An 18685-nucleotide genomic window follows, 5' to 3' on the forward strand; every position below is an offset into this window, starting at 1 on the left:
AAAATGTAGCTTTGTCCTCATGTTACAAAGGATGTTTTCTGTTTTTTCTTTAAACATAAAAATCTAGTTATTCTGACTTTGAGGAGGGGATGGGAGGTATATAGCAGAGACGAAGACATAGTGCCAAGAGCATGTCTTATTCGTATACACACAAATATGTAACGCGAAGATGTTGGAGGGCTTACGAAAGAAACAATCGATCGTTATAGACGGGAGGAGCGTTGAAGAATTTGTGGAGGCTTTTAAAGGAAGGTTGGCACTGAGTCGGAATGGTATACGTTAATCTTACCGACAGCTGATAAGAAGTTAATCACGATGTTTAACGTTAAGAAACCGTAGAAATAAAAAGCGCCCCACATTTGGGGCGTTTCTTACGTTTGCTTACGGGTAGCGATTTGATATACGCCGTCAGACTGGTCGGTTGCTGAAACAACGCTAATACCCATCGTTAATAACGCGGCGGCTAAAATGGGAATAACGAGCTTTTTAATACTCATAGAGACACTCCCCTTTTTTAATTTTTGTTTGCCCATACATCATTTTTTGAAGGAACTCGATTGAGTTTCTATGGTCTTTTCTTTCAAGGTATTGGTTAGAGACTTCAAGCGAAAGCTCTTCTATGTATGCAAATATTTTATTCTCCTCCAAGTATTTAAATACCTCTAAAATCTCTTCTTTATTCACAGAATAGATATATAACGCCTCAAGATATTCAAATAGAGAAGTGAATAGGGTATCGTTGAATTTTCGAGCTGTTTGTCTAACCAATAAGAAATATCTCGATTGCGCGCTCGTAGTTTTTCTGCTTAAAAAGAAGTTGAGTAGAGTAATATAATGATTGTGGTAGGTTGTTATATTCTTCTTTTAGATTAATCTCTACGGCTTTTTCAGCATATTCAACTGCTGCATCAATGTCTCCCATACATTCATGACAGTCGGCTATATTAAAATAGGCAGAACTAATGAGCCTTTTATTGTCGATCTCTATCGCTAATTCAAGTGCATTTTCCAGGTGGGGTAAGGCTTTGTCATGGCGCATTAAATCGTCATAGTTACCCGCGATAACAAATAAACATTGGATTTTACGGACTGTGTAGAGTTCATGATTATTGTATATTTTAAAGGCCCTTAATATATGATACATGTGTCTGTTTCATGATGTAGTATGCTTCAGCCATTTTAAAGTGAAACTCGGCTTGTTCTATAACATCGTAATGAGAGCCAACTGTTTTTCTGCGTTTCGATAAAACTCTATTGCTTTGATGTACTGTTTTTTCTCAAATTCATACATGCCCCTAAAGAAAAATGAGTAGTAACTAAGGAGGCCATTTAAATCTCTTCGAGGCTCCTCGATTTGGGCCAACAATTTGTTTATTGATTGTCCTTGTTTTCTTTTGTTAGTAGGTTCTAAATATTCTAACATTAATTGATGTCTAAAACACATCAACTGATAGTAAAGGAGTAAGTCCTGATCTTCTTCCATTTGATTAATTTCCTTCTCTACTTCTTCTTTTAAAGCCTCTGCATCCGGTACGCTAAACTCTCTTATCATTTTATACCATTCGTGGATTTTCACTCCGACTTTTGACGAGGGTATTAACTGTTTCACTTCCGCCTATACCTTTTTATTTCATTTTTGTAAATATATTACTATAATTCGGGTGATAATAGGTTGAAAAGTGAAAAAATTTTCGGTATGCCGCAATAAAATCAGCAACAAAAAGACGCCTGCTAAGACGCCTGAATCTCTATATGCTCTTTTTCAAGCCGCACCTGCAGTATTCTCGAAGGGAAATTTCGTCCACCGCGATCTTGAAGGGTTTACTATTTGAAGGAATTTGCGGATAAACCCTGTGCATCCATGAAAATGAAACTTGGCCTAATAAAGAAGTAATTCGATTTGTGAATGATCAACTTAAAGAAAATATTGATCTTTTATTGATGCCTGCAACAGCTTCCACAGCTCCTCGAAACCCTTTTAAAATAAAGAGTTATAAAAATTGACCAGCATCCACTCTAGTGGAATCTTTCCCCTTCACCTGTTTTAACGTGGCTACGATTAGAAAGCTGACAATCACTAATAAGAGCCATGAACTCACTTTCCCTACATGAACGAGACTCCACGTACTGGTTTGGTTTGGATATGTCCAGGCCCCAAAAAACGTTGCGATATTTTCGGCTATCCATATAAAAAATCCGATGAGCACAAAAGAAAGTGCGAGCGGCATACGGTAACGAATCCCATTAACCTCGTATATGACCCATGATTTCCAAAAGACAATTATCACAAGTCCAGATAACCAAAAGCGGACGTCAATCCAAAAATGATGGAGGAAAAAATTTAAATAAATCGCAGCGGCCAGCGGTACAACGACGTAAAACGGCGGCCACTTAACCAGTTCAACCTTGAGCCTCCTCCAAGCCTGGCAAAGATAACTGGCTACACTTGCGTACATAAAGCCGCTATACAAAGGCACCCCAAAGATTTTGGAGTAACCTTCCTCCGGATAAGACCAGGAGCCCATTTGCACCTTGAAAAGCTCAAGAGCAAGTCCAATAATGTGGAACAATGTGATTACTTTTAATTCATCCCGTGTTTCAAGACCGGAACGCACCATCCACCATTGCATGAGAACACAGATGATGAGCAGCAAGTCATACCGCGGCAGGAAGGGAAGAGGTATGATTTGTGTAACAGCCAAAGAGGCAAAAATAACGACAGGAAATACACATGACAAGGACTGCTCCCAACCAAAACGAACGAGTTGTTTTAGTGCTCTCATGATGTGTGCCTCCGAAGTTTTTTTCTGAATATATGCGAGGCCAGCTTAGTATAGCAGCTAAACCGGCTTACAGGTATGCGCATAGGATCACCGCCAAAAAAATGGTTTCTTTCCATATTAAATACTTTTTTAATCCTGGGTGTCTTCATCACTTCGGTATTCCAAAATATCTCCGGGCTGACATTCTAACGCCTTACAAATTGCCTCTAAAGTTGATAATCGAATGGCCTTTGCCTTTCCATTTTTCAATATAGAAAGATTCGCCATTGTGATTCCAACCTTCTCAGAAAGTTCTGTTACACTCATTTTCCTTTTAGCCAGCATCACATCGATATTGATTATAATTGCCATTGTTATCACCTCAGACTGTTAAATCATTTTCTGATTTTATATCAATCGCTTCTTGCAATAGCCTTTGGAGAACAGCGGCAAAGACTGCGATAACCATTGAAGCAAAAATAAGGACCAACCCGATCAGTATGATCCCTGGAGCGTCGTCCATCTCTGCGATAAGATAGAAGAGCGGCATGCCTGCCGCAAATAAAATACTGATGGTGATTGCACAGTATTTTATATTCTTTAAAGCCCGTACAGATAATTCTGAGAAAGCTTTATTCTGGTCAATATAGCTTAAAAGTTTAAAGGCTTGATACAGAGCAAAATAAAAAGGTATCGCCGCTGCATACAAATCGGCATATACGAGATATTTCAAATAAGAAATACCCGGATACAATTCGGCTGCAAAATTCGCTATTTCCGGCACAAAAAATATGCACAAAGCAAGAACTGGGATTCCAATAAGAATAACAGCTATCTTTAAAAAGAGAGTTGATCCCCGTTTCATTAAAAGCACCTCACTTATTTTTGTCGATTTGAATTTAACACATTATTTATCGTTTTACAATAAAAATATATTGAAATTGATGATTTTATTATTGTTATGGACTGATCTTTTGATTTTTAGACAAGATGGCGTTACTTGCGGAAACAAAGCCGACACGTCTGCAGAGTACACACACATCTTGCAGACCTCTACGGATTCCGCTTATATGCAAATAAAAGCCCTAAATATGTTAAGCGCGTACTGAATCCTACAGATCGTCGAGGAGTGAAAAAGAATCGATTTTTCCCAAACATATTTTGAATTTATAATAGAATAGCTTTAAAGGAATATGTATCAACAAGTCGTCTAGCATATGTTGTGTTATAAAATAAAACAGCTGGCGATTGGCGTGTCTTTCCTTTTAACGTGAATAGTCGAGGAGTTATTTGAGGTGAAGCAGAAGACGCTGACGCATGATCGACGTCTTTTTATTGTGGTAAACACAGAGCAGAGAGTCTTGTTAGATTAAATTAAAATAAGACGCCAATTAAGGCGCCTTCATCTTGTCTTAAATCCATTCACAAAACTTTCTCCATCCTTCTCTGTCGCAATAAGCTGCTGGGCGCTTTGACTGATTCGCTGAGCAAGCGCCTGCTGCGCTTTTCCTTCGAAGCTGTAGAGAAGCGATGAATAAACGCTGTTCATTTCTTTTTGTATATCGTCTATTTTAAACTTCGGTCTTAGCGTCGTTTTAATGCCTTCAAGCTTAGTTGCGGCTGTTACTCTCATGCCCGTTTTCAGCATTTGAAGCTGATTGCGCCGTATGAAGAGGGTATCTTCTTGATCTCAGTTTAAGTTGTTGAGTGAAGCCAGTTTGTTGAAATTTTCCATTGTTTCATCTCCTAAAGTTTAAGCCAATTTGCCAGCATTTTATCTTTCGATTTAAAATCTTTTGCAATCTGCGCCAGGTATCCGCTGATGTCTTCTAAATCTGAAATCGTGTCCTTTAATGAGGCGATGTAAGCTTTTTCGGCATGAACATCGTAAAATAGCGGATTGCCTTTTTTGTCAAACGACTGCGCCAGGTTTTTCAGCGTATTGTTTACATCCTCGAGTGTCAGCTTGTCGTATAAACCGTGGCCGACTTGACGGTAGGTATCGTGCTTCAGGTCATTGATCTCGGCGTCGTGTTCCTGATAAGCGTTTTCGGCTTCCCGTTTCATCGTCCGCAAGCATTTACTTTTTGCGCGAGCTGCTTGGCAACTTCGGGCGTTACTTTAATTGCGCCACTTCCGGATGCAACTTCCGGTGGAAGCATCGCTTTTAAATTTTTGTCATAAACGAGTTCATCGCCCTCTATATTTTGAACGTTGCCGTTTTCGTCGAAGGTAAAGTTGCCTTTGTTGAGGCCGTGTGTATCCGGCATTCCCATTGCTGTGGTAGCAATGTAGTCTACAGCGACATTAAACACTGTGCCAAATATACCGCCGCTATACTTCGGATCTAGTCGTATTTGTCGTTCCACACGCGAAGTAGAGGGGTCTTTGGTATATATTGTTCTGCCTGCGTGTCGTTCGTACTCATTCCACCAGCCGGAACCAGTCATATCATCCGGATTGACAATCGCTTTTACAGACGAGTCATATTTGCCGCTTCGGATCTCCTTTTGCTTTTCTTCAGAATGCAATTTAACGACGGAAGGATTGTTGAATGCGACTGCGTATATATCATTGTTCACAGCGCTGTATTCAGCCTCTGCGCCGCCAAGAGAGTGTCCGGTGGTTGAAATAACCGTCGAGGTGCCTTTATACTTTTGTTTAACTTCCCGTACCAGATCATCAGCTTGCCCGATTTGGGACGTTTTCGTAATTAATTTGTATTTACCGGTGCTAAGCATCGCGTCTTGTGAGGGGGTTGCGTTGTATTTTCCTATTGTTTTTGATGTATCCTTCGCATCTTTTTCGATTATGTATTGCGATTTCTTTTTCGGATCAAGACCCATAACAACGTTACCGCCGTCTGCATCAATAACATCTTGAAAAAACTGTTCTTTAGGATTTGTTCCAGCGAAGGCCACGACGACGTTTTCTGGTGCGTTAGGTTTAACCCATTTACCGTCCTTTTTCTTTGCTTGAACAAAAACATACGCATCAAGTCCAGTGTCAGAGTCCCTTTTAATTTTATCAACAAAAAAAGCCTTATTTGATTTACTCTCTATAGGTGTTCTTTCCTTGAATGCTTCTTTCATTTTATCGGTACTATATGTGTTTTGGCTAAGAAAATAATACTCTTTATCTGTTAATTTAGGAATATCGCTCTTTTTATTCAGGTACATAACCCCGCAAACTATGTAAAATGTAACGTGGAAAGGATGGTTTTATGAAAAAATACATAATTATCCTTCTTGCTCTGGTCATTATAACATCTGGAGGAATATTTATGAAGCAACAAAATAATAACAGAGAAAAAGAAGAGCTTTATAATTTAGCTAAGGAAAGAATGACAGACTTTATTAAAACGAATTATAAGGACATTAAGTCAATTGATTATTATGATGACTACGAAGTGAATCCAATGGGCGGAATTGATATTAAAGGGTATCTAAATGATGATAAGAAAAAGAAAATATGGGGTATTTACGATAAGGCAAATGACGAAGTTGGGTCCTTCACAGTCGATGCTGAAAGAAAGCCCGAATATAAAGATAAAATTTGCGATTATTAATAAAAGGCCCGACTCGATTGAGCGGGCTTTTTTCTATTTTCATCTCTCGTTTGTTTAACTAATCGGTTTTTATTACCCCTTTTAGGCCTCCTCAACATAAAATAGTTCTTCAGTAGGCACGTTTAATCCTCTAAAATGGATAAATTGCAGTTTTGGGCATTTTTAAGATGGGAAGATAACTTGCATGCGGAAATAGGATAAGCTGTAAAACAACGAAATTTTTGATTTATAGTTACATACTTATAGTGTGATGTGTAATAAACGAAAGGTGAATCCATTTTCAGGCTATATGGCTTAAGCTTTAATATGCATAGTTGGTTATCGGGAAATTGCCTTCAAAACCGTCCAAGTTCATAATAATAAAAAGATATTCGTATTGAGCAGGCGTGCATCGTTGCACGCCTATTCCTTTTAAGGGCATTTTTTTCACCTAGAACGAAAGAACTTAATGATGCGAATTTTATTAGTTCTATTGTCCTGTTTTATATATTGAGTACCAAAAATGCACTCCATATGTTTTATAATGAAGCGGGCCTAACAATCAGCAAACATGGAGCGGAATGCAATAAAATCGTATAAGGGCATGCAGTATGAACTGGAGGATACATTTTTGAAATATAAAAAAGCAGCAGCACTTGGAATTGGTTTACTTTTATTTATAGGCGGATGTCAGAAGAGCGGGGAAGCTGAAATCAGCGTCCAAGATTACACAGGACAGGATTTTCATATTCATAGTAAAGGTTATCAGAAGGAAACCGCTGAGATCGCAGAAGCGCATCGAGATGAAGTTGAAAAAACGGTAAAAGATTATTTTTTGGATCAATATAGAACGAAGGTAAAAGTCCATAACATTGTCGGAGGGCATGGGTTTGTTACTGTGTATGCCGAATCAGTCGGAAACTTGCATTTCTACACAAGCGCAAAAATTGAAATTGATTTGGACAAGAAAGAGGTGCAGGCTGACGCGATCAGCTCATCGGAGTGGGACGTAAAAGACTCGATTACAAGCGCGATATATGCGTTGGCTTTTGAAGAAGAATTTGCCGCTCTAGATTACTATTTAGAGAAGCTGGCAGAAGAAGAGCCGGTTGTAGGTAAAACGCAGGCAGCCGTTGATAACACAAGCGGTATGGGATATCAGACGCCTTATTATGCTGTTTCTTTAAATGCTGATTGGAAGGATGACCTTTATTCAGCCTATTTAGAAAACCCAAAAAGAAGCAAAAAAGACTGGCAAGAGAAATTGGAAGATGAAGAAATCACCCCAAAATCATGTGATATCAATATACGGTTATATATGAATAAACCAAATACAAGACCGGACGAGCGCATTTATAATCAAGTTGTCCAGGATATCGAGGACATGGAAGAGCTGGCCCCGGGGACTTACACCATTTACTTGAGTGACAATAGAATCAACAAAAACCTAGGATATAATTCAAGAAAAAGCACGCTTGGCCGATAAGGTCTTCCTAACCGATAAAGAGATTGGAAACCGATCAATTTTCTGTATGGATATGAGCGGGAAAGAAAAAGTGGAGATTTCATCATCTATTTTGAAAAATAATGTCCTGGGGAACCGTTCGGGTGTTTCATTTCGCACAGTCGCCGTTTTTTCAGCTGTCCAATCAAAAATCGATTAAGGCGCTGTGCGATGCTTCAAAAGACATCCTGAACATATCAAACTTCTTCGGGATGATGCAGGGGACAGAGGAAAAAACCGCCGGACCAAGGTGGCAGGCGGTTTTCCTTTTGTAGAAAAACTTGTGGAAATAAAGCTTCGTGGAAATCGTGAATTTTTTGCTGTGAAGGGCGGCTGATTAATGCAGGGAGTCTTTAATAATTTTATAGTTTTTATGATTGACGACGGTTAAGGAGTCCAGTTCCAAGTCTCTGTAGTTTTCCATAATCGTGACATCGACGATCACAGAGTTTTCGTTTACTTTTTCTACGATTCCGGTGAGTCCGTTTTTAAATTCGATGACGTTCCCGACTTTTGCAATTTTCAAGTGACTTCCTCTCCTTTAAAGTAAATTAACCTATTGAAAGTATTTTGCAATATTTTCTTGGAGAAGTAAAGCGATTTGGGAAGCGGCATCACTATTGTTGTACCCGGTGTGACTTAATGATATAGTTAATTAGTTAAAGATGATGAGAGAAAAGGGGAGAGAAAAGTTGACAGAGCAAAATGCCATCGATCAGATCGAGCAATTAAGGTCAGGGAGCATTCATGAGCTCCGTGTGAAAAAAGAGGATTTTCTTTCTTTCAGAGCCATCTTAACAAAGCAGGAAGATTTTAAGCATTTTCGCGGCATTGCCCAGCATGGCGGAGATATTATATTTCAATATATGAAAGAGGCAAGAAGCTGAAAAAAGCTTTCTCAGACAGGCTGAGAAAGCTTTTTTTATTTGTGTGAAGCCATATGTTTCTGGAGATTTTGGTGTTTTTTGCATGAAATCCGCCGGCTGTCTGCAATAATGTGACAGCCGAACGGTTTGATGGAAGTCATGCCAACATTTTGGCAATGAAATCGGCGAATCGTCTTGTTACTGTAAAACATATGTTTTTTTCGATGAAGATTTGACAAGGAGGAAGGAAATGAAATCGAAATTTGCTGCTCTAGCTGCGTTTTTAATCTGCATGCTGCCGGCGGCAAGAATCGAGCATGCTCAAGCTGTCATGTTGTTCTCGAAAAAAGATAAACAGGAAATGGAACGGCTGATGGAAAGCCTTAAACAAGAAGAAAATCCTGCTTTTTCCCAATTGACAGATGAGAAAAGCTTCATTGAAGCCGCGCATCTGTCAGCTGAAGAGGAGGAGGAAATAGAAGAAGCTGAAGAAGAGACGACTGATCTTACACATAAAGAAAAAGATCTTTTATCAAGGCTTGTACACGCCGAAGCGAAAGGCGAGTCATTTGAAGGAAAAGTGGCTGTCGCCAATGTCGTCCTGAATCGGGTGAAAGACAGCCGATTTCCTGACAGCGTAAAAAGCGTGATCTATCAAAGAAACGCTTTTGAGCCCGTTCTAAACGGCAGCATCGAGAAAAAAGCAGACCGCGAATCAGTGGAAGCTGTGGAAGAAGCGGTAGATCAAAATAAAAAAGAAACAGAAGCTTTATTTTTCTATAATCCCGACATCGCTTCTGATGACTGGATTAAAACGAGAAAAGTCGTGAAGCGCATCGGCAATCATGTCTTTGCGATCTAGAAAGCAGTCAGGGCCATTCGCCTTGGCTGCTTTTTTTGTGCGATTCTTTCTTACGCATTATCATCTTTCACAGCCCAAGAAAAAATTTATTTTTGATACTTTATGAAAATCAATTTTCAATTAAAAAGAAAATAATTTTTAGACTTGTCTCATATGATGGGATAAACCCGTGAGACAAGGAGAGACCTCATGAACCGTTTTGTAAAAGGAATCGTTCTTCTTTCGCTAGCTGCTTTTTTTGCAGAATGTCTTGAATTCGTCATCAACATGATTCTTGCACGGGAGCTTGGCGAGCATGGCATGGGGCTCTACATGAGTGTTTTGCCTTCCATTTTTTTGGTCGTGGTGATTGCGAGCCTTGAGCTGCCCGTATCAATATCGAAGTTTATCGCCGAGTCCAACCCGAAGCTGCACGAAAGCATGCTGAAACATGCATTGCGGATGACTGCGGTCTGCACGGTTTTCTCCACGGCAGCCGCAGTGATCATTCTTCCATTTATTCCGGTTTTTGATTCTTACCACCCTCTAATCAGAGGACTTGTGATCGGGATGATTCCTACGGTTGCATTCACATCGATCGCGAGAGGCTACTTCATGGGCGTTCAGCAAATGGGTAAAATCGCAACGGCGAATGCCTTGAAAAAAATCTTTCAGCTCATCGGCTTGTTTTTATTTTTTCAATGGTATTCCTTTGAATTGGATACTTCTCTTCTCATTTCATTGTTTGTCCTCGTTGCAAGTGAAGTGGTCGTGTTTGTTTATTTGTTTTCGCAGTTTGTTTTGGTCAGGCGTGCCGCTCAAAAAGGGCAGCAGATCCACTTGCGGAGAAACGATGTTTTAAAACGCCTGCTCACTGTTTCGATCCCGACGACGGGGCTGCGCGTGTTTCATGCTGTGACAAATGCCGTCGAACCTTTTTTGGTGAAGGGGACGCTGCTTGCCGCTGGCGTATCAAGAACATCGGCCATCGACCAGTTCGGCATGCTTTCGGGAGTTGCGATGACAATCGGCTTTTTTCCGGCTTTTATCGCCCATTCACTGATGGTCGTCATGATCCCGAGCATTTCTGAAAGCTACGCTTACGGGCAATACGAAAGAGTGATCAAACGGATTAAACAGGCGATCTTTATTACGCTGTTTTACGGCATACCGTCCGTCATGGTGATGTATCACTTTGCAGAGCCGCTGACCCATTTATTTTTCGATTCGGTCAAGGCGTCGTTTTACCTTAAAATGTTGTGGCCGTATTTTTTATTCCACTTTTTTGCGATGCCTTTTCAGGCCTGTTTAATCGGAATGGGGTTGGCCAAAGATGCTTTTTATCATAACGTTTGGGCCAGTGTCTTATCGTTTTTGATGATGTATGTTCTCGGGTCCATGCAGACTTTGCAGATGACGGGGATCATTCTTGCGATGAATACCGGTATGATTTTGCTGACGGCGCTGCATTATGTGACGATTTGCAAGGAGCTGGGCGTCACGCTTTTTTTGACAAACAAATCCCGATCTCCGAGAATTGAAAGCCGCTGATGGATCCTCTTCATAGTTTTAGCTTTTGCGGGGAAGCTAATATTAAAAAAGAAGGGGAGTTCCCATGCGAAGAATCAGTCTCATTTACCCGCTCATCCTGCTGTTTTTTACCGGGTTATTCGTATTTCAGCCGCAGGCATCTGCAAAACAAGCTTCGCCGGCAGTCATGCAGATGAACACGGTCGAAGGTCAGCGCGTCGTCATTCCCGCCGAAGGCCAGAAGACGATCGTTCATTTTTGGACGACCTGGTGCCCGCCATGCCGTGAAGAGCTTCCGCGATTCCAATCCTACTATGAAAGCAAGCAATCCGGCGTCAAGCTCGTGACCGTTAATTTACTGAATGCCGAAAAGAACGAACAGAAGGTAAAACAGTTTATTAAAGCAAACAAGCTGACATTTCCGATCGTTTTTGACAAAAAGGGTGAGATGATGAAAGCATATAAAGTCATGACAATTCCTACGACTTTTTTCTTTAATGAAAAAGGAGAGCTGGAGAAAACGTTTGTCGGCCCCATTACTGTAGAACAGATGAAGGAATGGGCAGGGAAAAGCTGAGCCGGGAGTTCAGCTTTTTTTAAAATGTAAATGATAATTAATATCATAAAGAAATTATAATAATTATTATTTGAAAACGTAGGATGTCGTGCTATAATGAGAAATAGAAAAGGGTGTGTCCAATGGACAAGTAGCAGTCATACCCTTTATATAAATAAAATACTTAATGTTTATGCTGCCGATGAGGCGGCAATTTGTTTTTTAAGAAGGAAATTGACGATGAATTACATTCTCAATTAGGGAGGATATTGGAGATGCAATTAGAGATCGGGAAGCAATCGCAGCAAAACCGTCACACGTTGCAATTTGAAAATTGGAGGCAGCACGGGGAATTGATAGCTGCGCTTTTGTCGGGTTTGTTGATTCTTGCAGGCTGGCTGTTGTCCGGCAATGAAACATTGTCCGTTGTTCTGTTTATTTTAGCTTTTTGTATCGGCGGCTTTGCTAAAGCGAAAGAAGGTATACAAGAAACGCTGTCGGAAAAAACGCTGAATGTTGAACTCTTGATGATTTTTGCGGCGGTCGGGTCTGCGCTGATCGGCTACTGGGCTGAAGGGGCCGTGTTAATTTTTATCTTTTCTCTCAGCGGAGCGCTTGAAACGTATACATTAAATAAAAGCAAACGCGATTTGACTTCACTGATGAAATTGGAGCCGGAGGAAGCCGTTTTGCTTGAAAAAGAAGGAACAAGAACCGTGGCGGCAGCCGATCTTCAGGCGGGCGACCTCATTCTTGTGAAGCCTGGAGAACGCATTGCGGCAGACGGAGAAATCGAAACCGGAAAAACGAGTATCGACGAATCGGCTCTAACGGGCGAATCCATCCCAGCCGAAAAAACACTCGGAGACGCGGTTTTTGCGGGTACGGTCAATTTGAGCGGATCGCTCACGGTCCGTGTCACAAAGGCAAATGAAGATTCGTTGTTCAAAAAGATCATTCGGCTCGTTGAGTCTGCGCAAAACAGCGTTTCACCGTCGCAGGCGTTCATTGAGCGATTTGAAAATATTTACGTTAAAGGGGTTTTGCTTGCTGTCGGACTGCTGCTCTTTCTGCCGCATTTTTTGCTTGGCTGGAGCTGGAGCGAGACATTTTACAGAGCGATGGTGTTCATGGTCGTCGCTTCGCCGTGCGCCCTTGTCGCTTCAATCATGCCTGCCGCGCTGTCGCTGATATCAAATGGCGCAAGAAACGGCCTGCTTGTCAAAGGCAGCGTCTTTCTTGAAAAGCTTGGCAACAGCAAAATCGTTGCATTGGATAAAACGGGAACGATTACGAACGGAAAGCCCGGCGTGGAGGATATGCTTTTAGCTGCAGATATCGAGGAGCGCGAATGCTTGGAGGCTGCTGCTGCGATTGAGAAGCAGTCAGGCCATCCGCTTGCCAAAGCGATTGTCGAGTATGCAGAAGCAAAAGGCATCAAGCCGGCCGCGAATGTGTCGATTGAGGAGACGTCAGGGTTTGGCGTTCAGGCTCGATACAATGGAGAGACATGGCTGATCGGCAAAGCCGGATTTGTCGGGGAAGAGGCAGCCGGGCAATTTCTCACGGCGGCTGTTCAGGAGCTTGCCAAGCAGGGAAAAACAATTGTGTTCATGAAAAAAGGCGAAAAAATCGCGGGGTGTTTTGCATTAAAAGACCAAATCAGACCGGAAGCAAAAGCGGTGGTCGAAGAGCTGAACGCGCTTGGCGTTCAGACGGCGATGCTGACAGGGGACCAGCCTGAAACCGCAGCGGCCATCGCACGAGAAGCGGGCTTGAAAATCGTCGTTTCAGAATGCCTTCCTGACAGAAAAGTAGAGGAAGCGAAAAAGCTGAAAAAAACATACGGAACAATCGTTATGGTGGGAGACGGAATCAATGATGCACCGGCCCTAGCCGCCGCTGATGTGGGGATCGCAATGGGGGGAGGAACAGATGTCGCACTGGAAACGGCTGACGTCGTTTTAATGAAAAACGAATTGACAGGACTGACCAAAATGATTCGGCTCTCCCGGAAAATGAATACGATCATTAAACAAAACGTCATTTTCTCGCTTGCTGTGATCTGTCTTTTAATCTGCAGCAACTTTCTTCAAATTCTTGATCTGCCGCTCGGTGTCATCGGGCATGAAGGCAGCACGCTGCTTGTGATTTTAAACGGTCTCAGACTGCTGAAATCCTAAGCAAAGAAACGGCTGCATGCTAACGGCAGCCGTTTTTCACATCAGAGGGCAGTTTGAGGAAGAGGCGGCAATAATAGAAGCGGGCGGCACCCCCACAATACATAAGCGGTGAGCAAGAGACGGGAAAAACTGATACAATGGATATGATGCTTTTACATTTTACATGTATGGTACGGAAACTGTCTCAAGGAGTGAACAGAGCATGGAAAGAATTGAACAAATCTCTTCCTGGCTGAAAGAAAAAAACATATCTTCGGCTTTTATTCATTCAAAAGAAAACGTATTTTATCTTACCGGCTTTTATACAGAACCGCATGAACGGCTGATGGGCGTTTTTATTTTTCAAGATGAAGAGCCGTTTTTTGTTTGTCCGCAAATGGAGGCCGGTCAGGCGAGAGCAGCCGGCTGGGCGTATGAGATCATCGGATACGGGGATCATCAAAACCCTTGGGAACTCATATCCTCAGCGCTTCAAAAGCGAAACGGCCAATGTTTAAAAGTGGCGGTTGAAAAAGAAACGCTTGCTCTTTCGCGCGCCGAAATGCTGCAGGCGGTCACAAACGGTGCGGAGCTTGTCTCTGCAGAAGAAAGGCTGAACCAAATCCGCGTCATCAAAGACGAAAAAGAAATCAGCATCCTCCGCGAAGCGGCCAAGCTTGCCGATTACGGGGTCGAAGCAGGAGCCGCCGCATTAAAAGAGGGGATAGCGGAAATCGATGTCGTCGCTAAAATCGAGTATGAGCTGAAGAAAAAAGGAGTCCAGGGGATGTCGTTTTCCACAATGGTCCTTTTTGGAGAAAAATCGGGACAGCCGCACGGAAACCCCGGCAGCCGGACGCTCAAGCCGGGCGATTTCGTCCTCTTTGATTTAGGTGTAATCATTGACGGATACTGCTCTGATATTACAAGGACGCTCGTGTATCAAAATGTGAGCGAAAAACAAAAAGAAATATATAATACGGTGCTTCAAGCCGAAACGGAGGCGCTTAAGATGAGCAAACCCGGTGTGAGAATCGGCGATCTTGATTTAAAAGCGCGCGGCATCATCGAAAAAGCGGGCTACGGCGATTACTTTCCGCACCGCCTAGGGCACGGGCTCGGGATTTCGCCTCATGAATACCCGTCCATGAGCCATAACAATGACGAACTTTTGAAACAAGGCATGGTATACACGATTGAACCCGGCATCTATGTGCCGGAAATCGGAGGCGTTCGCATCGAGGATGATGTACTTGTTACAGCCGATGGAGCAGAAGCGCTGACAAAGTATCCAAAAGAGCTGACTGTCATTTCATAAAAAATGGAACCCGCCGTGCGCGGGTTCTATTTTATTACGGAAGTGAATCTTTTCATCTCACCGTCAATCCTTTGAAATGAAGAAATCGTCAAAGGAACGGAATGGTTTGATTTCGTGTTTTTCTTTGAGGGGTTTCATCGCTGCTTTTGAAGACAGCACGATAACGATACATAATAGGATCAGAATGAAGATGCCCATTTTCCTTCTCCTTTCTGGAATGTAAACGTGTTCAGCACCGGTGCTGTCTTCATTCTAAATTATGAAACGCTTTCCATATCAAGCCCTAAATCAATAAAAGAAACTTCTGATGCCAAAGGGTTCTGGAATATTTTGACCATCGCTTGAGTTTATTGGGGCTGCATGCTGCCAAAAAAGTCCTGTGATGATCGTTTGATGAATGAATCTATGACGCCTTTTTGCTTTTGTTTTGGTGATTTAGTTTGATCAAAAGATAATCGGATTGCATCATTATTCTCATGTGAAAAATTTGTATACTTAGCTCAGAAGAAAGGGGGGATTACACGGGAAAAACACTGATAAATTACTGTTTTAGACAAAATCTTTTCATCTCGCATCCAGATATTTCAGTCTCCGCAACGATTGCGGAATCACCCATAAAACAAATAAGCATTAAGGATTTTTCTAATGATTTGAAGCCATCCATTACCTCTGAAAGGAAGCTAGAAAGAGTGAAAAAATTAGGGTTTGTACTGTTTATGTCGATGTTTGCTTTTGTCAGTGTAGTACCGGCAGCTGAGGCGAAAGTCATTGATCATGACAAAGTGCAAGGCTTCAGCGAAGTGACCCCTGTGACGGTTTCCCAAAAAGCGGCCAAACGTTTTCAGCCTTATTTGAAGGTTGCGAGCGGCTGCGTGCCTTTTCCGGCAGTTGACGCACAAGGCAACACAAGCGGAGGTCTGGAGCCTACCGGAGCGCCCGAAGGCCACTGCAGCAAAAGCGTGGGACAAGTGTACTCACGATCCGCATGGTATAATGGAGTTTGGGCGATTATGTATGCATGGTATTTTCCTAAAGATTCACCTCTGCCTTTAAAAGCATTCGGCCATCGACATGATTGGGAAGGTATCGTCGTATGGATCGACAATCCGGCAAATCAAAATCCAAAAGTGCTTTCCATCGCTTATTCTCAACACGGTAAATTTCAAAAAACAGCGCCAAACAACAATATTATGGAAGGCGATCATCCGAAGATCCGCTATGATGCTCCTCAACCGCCGATCAACCACAGCCTATATGTGGACAGTGCAAAGGGCGGCACCCAGCCTCTCATCGGGTGGGAAGATTTGACGCCTGCCGCAAGAAACGCATTGAACACAACGGATTTCGGAAGCGCAAACGTTCCTTTCAATGATCACAATTTCACGAATAACCTAGGAAAAGCATGGTTTAGATAAAAAATATTTCGAGTATCCGGCTGATTGTGAAATATTTTCATATCAGCCGATTTTTTTCGCCGCCTTGTACCTCCTCCGAAATCTTCTTCGCTGTTTTCTTCATATCAATAGAATCCCGAAAAAATGGCCAAAAGGATCAAAATCTATGGCTCAAAGCGATATAATTTCTTTATGATGAAATGATCCGGATGTGCGAAAAGATTTGAATGAAAGAAGGGAAACGAATGGCAAATATCAGGGAAATAGCTGAAGCGGCAGGGGTTTCCATCACGACTGTTTCGAGGGTTCTCAACGGCCACCCGTATGTCAAAGAAGAAAAGCGTCAAAAAGTTCTTGAGACGATTGAACGCCTCGAATATGCAAGGAATATGCATGCCGTTCATTTATCCAAAGGCTTTTCCAACATGATAGGCGTTGTGCTGCCGACCATCAGCCTTCCTTATTTCGGCGAGCTGCTGGAAGGAATCGCTGAAGAAGCTGCGAAGGAAGGCGTTCACTTTTCGCTTTACCAAACAAATTATCAATTGGAAAAAGAAATTTTTGCATTGGAGCAGCTGAAACAAAGACAGGTGGACGGCCTGATTTTCTGTTCAAAAGCGATGTCCGATGAAGCGCTTTTGGACTGGCGTGAAACCGGCCCGTTCATCCTGTGCCAGGACTCAGGCGAGCAGCACTTTGCAACGGTCAGCATTCCGCATAAAGAAGCATTCAGACTTGGATTGGATTTTTTAATTGAAAAAGGGCACACAAAAATCGCGATTGGTTTGGCAAGGAAAAACGGCATGAACAGCCATTTTCGCCTCAAGGCATACAAGGAAGCTTTGGCCGCGATCGGGGAGCCTTACCGGGAAGAGTGGGTATTTGAGCGGTCGCTGACAATTACCGACGGGCAAAAACTGTTCTCCGAATGGAAAGGGATGGAGGAGAAGCCGACGGCTGTTTTTGTCGCAAACGACCAAGTATCAGCCGGTATTTTTCTTGAAGCGCAGCGGCATCAAGTGGATATTCCCGGAAGCCTCGCTATTTTAAGCTGTGACAACCAGCCGATCAGCGAAGTGCTCGGCATTTCAACAATTGAAATCAATATAAAGGAAATGGGGAAGCGCGCGTTTCGCCTTCTGCAAAAAAGAATCGGCGGCGCCGGGCCGGAAAAACTGACTGTTCCTTACAAGCTGATCAAAAGGGCGACTGTGTAATCAAAACATCAATCTTTTTCCAGACAGTGATCAAAATTCGACATTTTTCATCAAAAACGTCAAAATAAATTGACGCGCTTTCATGAGTTTTGTACGATATGAGAGATTGATGACAAAAAGGAGCTGAGGATCGTGAACAGATCCTTTACCGTTGAAAAGGTACTCAACAACAACGTTTTAATCGCTCTCCATGATGATTACAGAGAAGTTGTCTTGATTGGCAAAGGAATCGGTTTTGGTAAAAAGCGCGGAGATCTTATCGAACATGAGAACTACGAAAAAATGTTTATCCTGGAAAATGATAAGGAACAATCGCAGTATAAGAAGCTCCTCACTTATGTCGATGAAAAAATGGTTGATATCGCCAATGATGTCATCTACCATATCGCGCAAAAAATCGGCCAGCCGCTGAACGAACACATTCATGTCGCCCTGACGGACCATATCGCATTTGCAGTTAAGCGTCTAGAAAAGGGATTTGATATGAAAAATCCGTTTTTGCTTGAGACGGAATCGCTTTATCCGAAGGAATACGAAGTCGCCAAGGAAGCCGTCGATATGATTAATGAAAAATCCGACATTCAGCTGCCTGAAGGTGAAATCGGGTTCATCGCGCTTCATATCCACAGTGCGATGACAAACCGCCCGCTTTCTGAAGTCAATCAGCATTCACAACTGATCTCCAGGCTTGTCCAGGTCATCGAAGATTCATTCCAGATGCAAGTCAACAGGGAAAGCGTGAACTATTTGCGGCTGATCAGGCACTTGCGCTTTACGATTGACAGGATAAAACGGGACGAGCCGATTCAGGAACCGGAAAAATTAATGTTGTTGTTGAAAACGGAATATCCGCTGTGTTACAATACTGCTTGGAAGATGATCAAGATCTTGCAGCAAGCGCTCAAGAAACCGGTTCATGAGGCAGAAGCCGTTTATTTGACATTGCATTTGTACCGTTTGACTAATAAAATTTCATAACGCCTTTATA

General features: G+C 42.3%; 19 protein-coding genes and 2 pseudogenes. 12 read left to right on the forward strand and 9 right to left on the reverse strand.

The genetic code is table 11. From position 1 onward, the window contains the following. Positions 1 to 371: 371 nt before the first annotated feature. The 7 genes and pseudogenes from TRNA_RS44265 to TRNA_RS29380 all read right to left on the reverse strand — a co-directional run bounded on the left by TRNA_RS44265 (position 372) and on the right by TRNA_RS29380 (position 5941). Complete coding sequence (locus TRNA_RS44265; protein WP_016885803.1) at positions 372 to 497, reverse strand: hypothetical protein; 126 nt, start codon at positions 495 to 497, stop codon at positions 372 to 374. Next, positions 487 to 1609, reverse strand: a pseudogene (locus tag TRNA_RS43220) (tetratricopeptide repeat protein). Before TRNA_RS43220 ends, TRNA_RS44265 begins: the two are co-directional and overlap by 11 nt. Positions 1610 to 1991: 382 nt before the next feature. Next, positions 1992 to 2783 (reverse strand): DUF817 domain-containing protein, encoded by a 792-nt coding sequence (locus TRNA_RS29360; RefSeq protein WP_003181208.1) that lies wholly within the window; start codon positions 2781 to 2783, stop codon positions 1992 to 1994. Positions 2784 to 2912: 129 nt separating this feature from the next. Beyond that, positions 2913 to 3134, reverse strand: a complete 222-nt coding sequence (locus TRNA_RS29365) for a helix-turn-helix domain-containing protein (RefSeq protein WP_003181209.1) — start codon at positions 3132 to 3134, stop codon at positions 2913 to 2915. A 10-nt stretch (positions 3135 to 3144) separates the two neighbouring features. Further along, complete coding sequence (locus TRNA_RS29370) at positions 3145 to 3627, reverse strand: DUF2975 domain-containing protein (RefSeq protein ID WP_003181211.1); 483 nt, start codon at positions 3625 to 3627, stop codon at positions 3145 to 3147. 537 nt (positions 3628 to 4164) lie between these two features. Further along, complete coding sequence (locus tag TRNA_RS29375) at positions 4165 to 4431, reverse strand: hypothetical protein (RefSeq protein ID WP_171970000.1); 267 nt, start codon at positions 4429 to 4431, stop codon at positions 4165 to 4167. 77 nt (positions 4432 to 4508) lie between these two features. Beyond that, positions 4509 to 5941 (reverse strand): annotated as a pseudogene (locus tag TRNA_RS29380) (lipase family protein). 44 nt (positions 5942 to 5985) lie between these two features. On the opposite strand from TRNA_RS29380, the gene TRNA_RS29385 reads away from it, so the two are divergent. The 3 genes from TRNA_RS29385 to TRNA_RS43865 all read left to right on the forward strand — a co-directional run bounded on the left by TRNA_RS29385 (position 5986) and on the right by TRNA_RS43865 (position 8088). Further along, on the forward strand, positions 5986 to 6330 hold the full coding sequence (locus tag TRNA_RS29385) for a DUF1433 domain-containing protein (protein WP_003181219.1): 345 nt from the start codon (positions 5986 to 5988) through the stop codon (positions 6328 to 6330). Between the two features lie 610 nt (positions 6331 to 6940). Beyond that, a complete protein-coding gene (locus TRNA_RS29390) occupies positions 6941 to 7795 on the forward strand; it encodes a DUF1672 family protein (RefSeq protein WP_011197933.1) in 855 nt (284 codons plus the stop codon). Positions 7796 to 7917: 122 nt separating this feature from the next. Then, the gene (locus TRNA_RS43865) at positions 7918 to 8088 is read left to right on the forward strand and encodes a hypothetical protein (protein WP_003181224.1); all 171 of its coding nucleotides are present in this window, start codon (positions 7918 to 7920) and stop codon (positions 8086 to 8088) included. A gap of 62 nt (positions 8089 to 8150) precedes the next feature. On the opposite strand, the gene TRNA_RS29395 is transcribed toward TRNA_RS43865, so the two are convergent. Next, entirely contained in the window at positions 8151 to 8339 is a 189-nt protein-coding gene (locus tag TRNA_RS29395) for a YkvS family protein (protein WP_003181225.1), read from the reverse strand. A 142-nt stretch (positions 8340 to 8481) separates the two neighbouring features. Here TRNA_RS29395 and TRNA_RS29400 point away from each other — a divergent pair, with 142 nt between their 5' ends. The 6 genes from TRNA_RS29400 to TRNA_RS29425 all read left to right on the forward strand — a co-directional run bounded on the left by TRNA_RS29400 (position 8482) and on the right by TRNA_RS29425 (position 15086). Next, on the forward strand, positions 8482 to 8700 hold the full coding sequence (locus TRNA_RS29400) for a hypothetical protein (protein WP_223307092.1): 219 nt from the start codon (positions 8482 to 8484) through the stop codon (positions 8698 to 8700). A gap of 229 nt (positions 8701 to 8929) precedes the next feature. Next, the gene (locus TRNA_RS29405) at positions 8930 to 9541 is read left to right on the forward strand and encodes a cell wall hydrolase (RefSeq protein WP_003181229.1); all 612 of its coding nucleotides are present in this window, start codon (positions 8930 to 8932) and stop codon (positions 9539 to 9541) included. 189 nt (positions 9542 to 9730) lie between these two features. After that, positions 9731 to 11071: a polysaccharide biosynthesis protein gene (locus TRNA_RS29410; RefSeq protein ID WP_003181231.1), complete on the forward strand. Its 1341-nt coding sequence runs from the start codon at positions 9731 to 9733 to the stop codon at positions 11069 to 11071. A gap of 64 nt (positions 11072 to 11135) precedes the next feature. Further along, positions 11136 to 11627, forward strand: coding sequence for an endospore biogenesis thiol-disulfide oxidoreductase StoA (stoA, locus tag TRNA_RS29415; protein WP_009328600.1), 492 nt, complete (start codon positions 11136 to 11138; stop codon positions 11625 to 11627). 254 nt (positions 11628 to 11881) lie between these two features. After that, positions 11882 to 13789: a heavy metal translocating P-type ATPase gene (locus tag TRNA_RS29420; protein ID WP_009328599.1), complete on the forward strand. Its 1908-nt coding sequence runs from the start codon at positions 11882 to 11884 to the stop codon at positions 13787 to 13789. Positions 13790 to 13991: 202 nt separating this feature from the next. Next, positions 13992 to 15086, forward strand: coding sequence for a M24 family metallopeptidase (locus TRNA_RS29425; RefSeq protein WP_003181235.1), 1095 nt, complete (start codon positions 13992 to 13994; stop codon positions 15084 to 15086). 63 nt (positions 15087 to 15149) lie between these two features. On the opposite strand, the gene TRNA_RS44270 is transcribed toward TRNA_RS29425, so the two are convergent. After that, positions 15150 to 15284, reverse strand: a complete 135-nt coding sequence (locus TRNA_RS44270; protein ID WP_003181237.1) for a hypothetical protein — start codon at positions 15282 to 15284, stop codon at positions 15150 to 15152. Positions 15285 to 15775: 491 nt separating this feature from the next. Here TRNA_RS44270 and TRNA_RS29430 point away from each other — a divergent pair, with 491 nt between their 5' ends. The 3 genes from TRNA_RS29430 to glcT all read left to right on the forward strand — a co-directional run bounded on the left by TRNA_RS29430 (position 15776) and on the right by glcT (position 18675). Next, complete coding sequence (locus TRNA_RS29430; RefSeq protein ID WP_009328598.1) at positions 15776 to 16501, forward strand: NPP1 family protein; 726 nt, start codon at positions 15776 to 15778, stop codon at positions 16499 to 16501. A gap of 224 nt (positions 16502 to 16725) precedes the next feature. Further along, on the forward strand, positions 16726 to 17697 hold the full coding sequence (locus TRNA_RS29435) for a LacI family DNA-binding transcriptional regulator (RefSeq protein WP_011197935.1): 972 nt from the start codon (positions 16726 to 16728) through the stop codon (positions 17695 to 17697). Between the two features lie 132 nt (positions 17698 to 17829). Beyond that, positions 17830 to 18675 (forward strand): glucose PTS transporter transcription antiterminator GlcT, encoded by an 846-nt coding sequence (gene glcT / locus TRNA_RS29440; protein ID WP_003181243.1) that lies wholly within the window; start codon positions 17830 to 17832, stop codon positions 18673 to 18675. The last annotated feature ends 10 nt before the right edge of the window (positions 18676 to 18685 follow it).

The organism is Bacillus licheniformis DSM 13 = ATCC 14580, assembly GCF_000011645.1.
In the GTDB taxonomy this organism is placed as follows: Bacteria; Bacillota; Bacilli; order Bacillales; family Bacillaceae; genus Bacillus; species Bacillus licheniformis.

What these genes read in the sequence shown, in the direction of transcription:
- TRNA_RS44265 (WP_016885803.1), bottom strand. Translation starts at nt 497, where the DNA reads ATGAGTATTAAAAAGCTCGTTATTCCCATTTTAGCCGCCGCGTTATTA.
- TRNA_RS29360 (WP_003181208.1), bottom strand. Translation starts at nt 2,783, where the DNA reads ATGAGAGCACTAAAACAACTCGTTCGTTTTGGTTGGGAGCAGTCCTTG.
- TRNA_RS29365 (WP_003181209.1), bottom strand. Translation starts at nt 3,134, where the DNA reads ATGGCAATTATAATCAATATCGATGTGATGCTGGCTAAAAGGAAAATG.
- TRNA_RS29370 (WP_003181211.1), bottom strand. Translation starts at nt 3,627, where the DNA reads ATGAAACGGGGATCAACTCTCTTTTTAAAGATAGCTGTTATTCTTATT.
- TRNA_RS29385 (WP_003181219.1), top strand. Translation starts at nt 5,986, where the DNA reads ATGAAAAAATACATAATTATCCTTCTTGCTCTGGTCATTATAACATCT.
- TRNA_RS29400 (WP_223307092.1), top strand. Translation starts at nt 8,482, where the DNA reads ATGAGAGAAAAGGGGAGAGAAAAGTTGACAGAGCAAAATGCCATCGAT.
- TRNA_RS29405 (WP_003181229.1), top strand. Translation starts at nt 8,930, where the DNA reads ATGAAATCGAAATTTGCTGCTCTAGCTGCGTTTTTAATCTGCATGCTG.
- TRNA_RS29410 (WP_003181231.1), top strand. Translation starts at nt 9,731, where the DNA reads ATGAACCGTTTTGTAAAAGGAATCGTTCTTCTTTCGCTAGCTGCTTTT.
- stoA (WP_009328600.1), top strand. Translation starts at nt 11,136, where the DNA reads ATGCGAAGAATCAGTCTCATTTACCCGCTCATCCTGCTGTTTTTTACC.
- TRNA_RS29420 (WP_009328599.1), top strand. Translation starts at nt 11,882, where the DNA reads ATGCAATTAGAGATCGGGAAGCAATCGCAGCAAAACCGTCACACGTTG.
- TRNA_RS29425 (WP_003181235.1), top strand. Translation starts at nt 13,992, where the DNA reads ATGGAAAGAATTGAACAAATCTCTTCCTGGCTGAAAGAAAAAAACATA.
- TRNA_RS44270 (WP_003181237.1), bottom strand. Translation starts at nt 15,284, where the DNA reads ATGGGCATCTTCATTCTGATCCTATTATGTATCGTTATCGTGCTGTCT.
- TRNA_RS29435 (WP_011197935.1), top strand. Translation starts at nt 16,726, where the DNA reads ATGGCAAATATCAGGGAAATAGCTGAAGCGGCAGGGGTTTCCATCACG.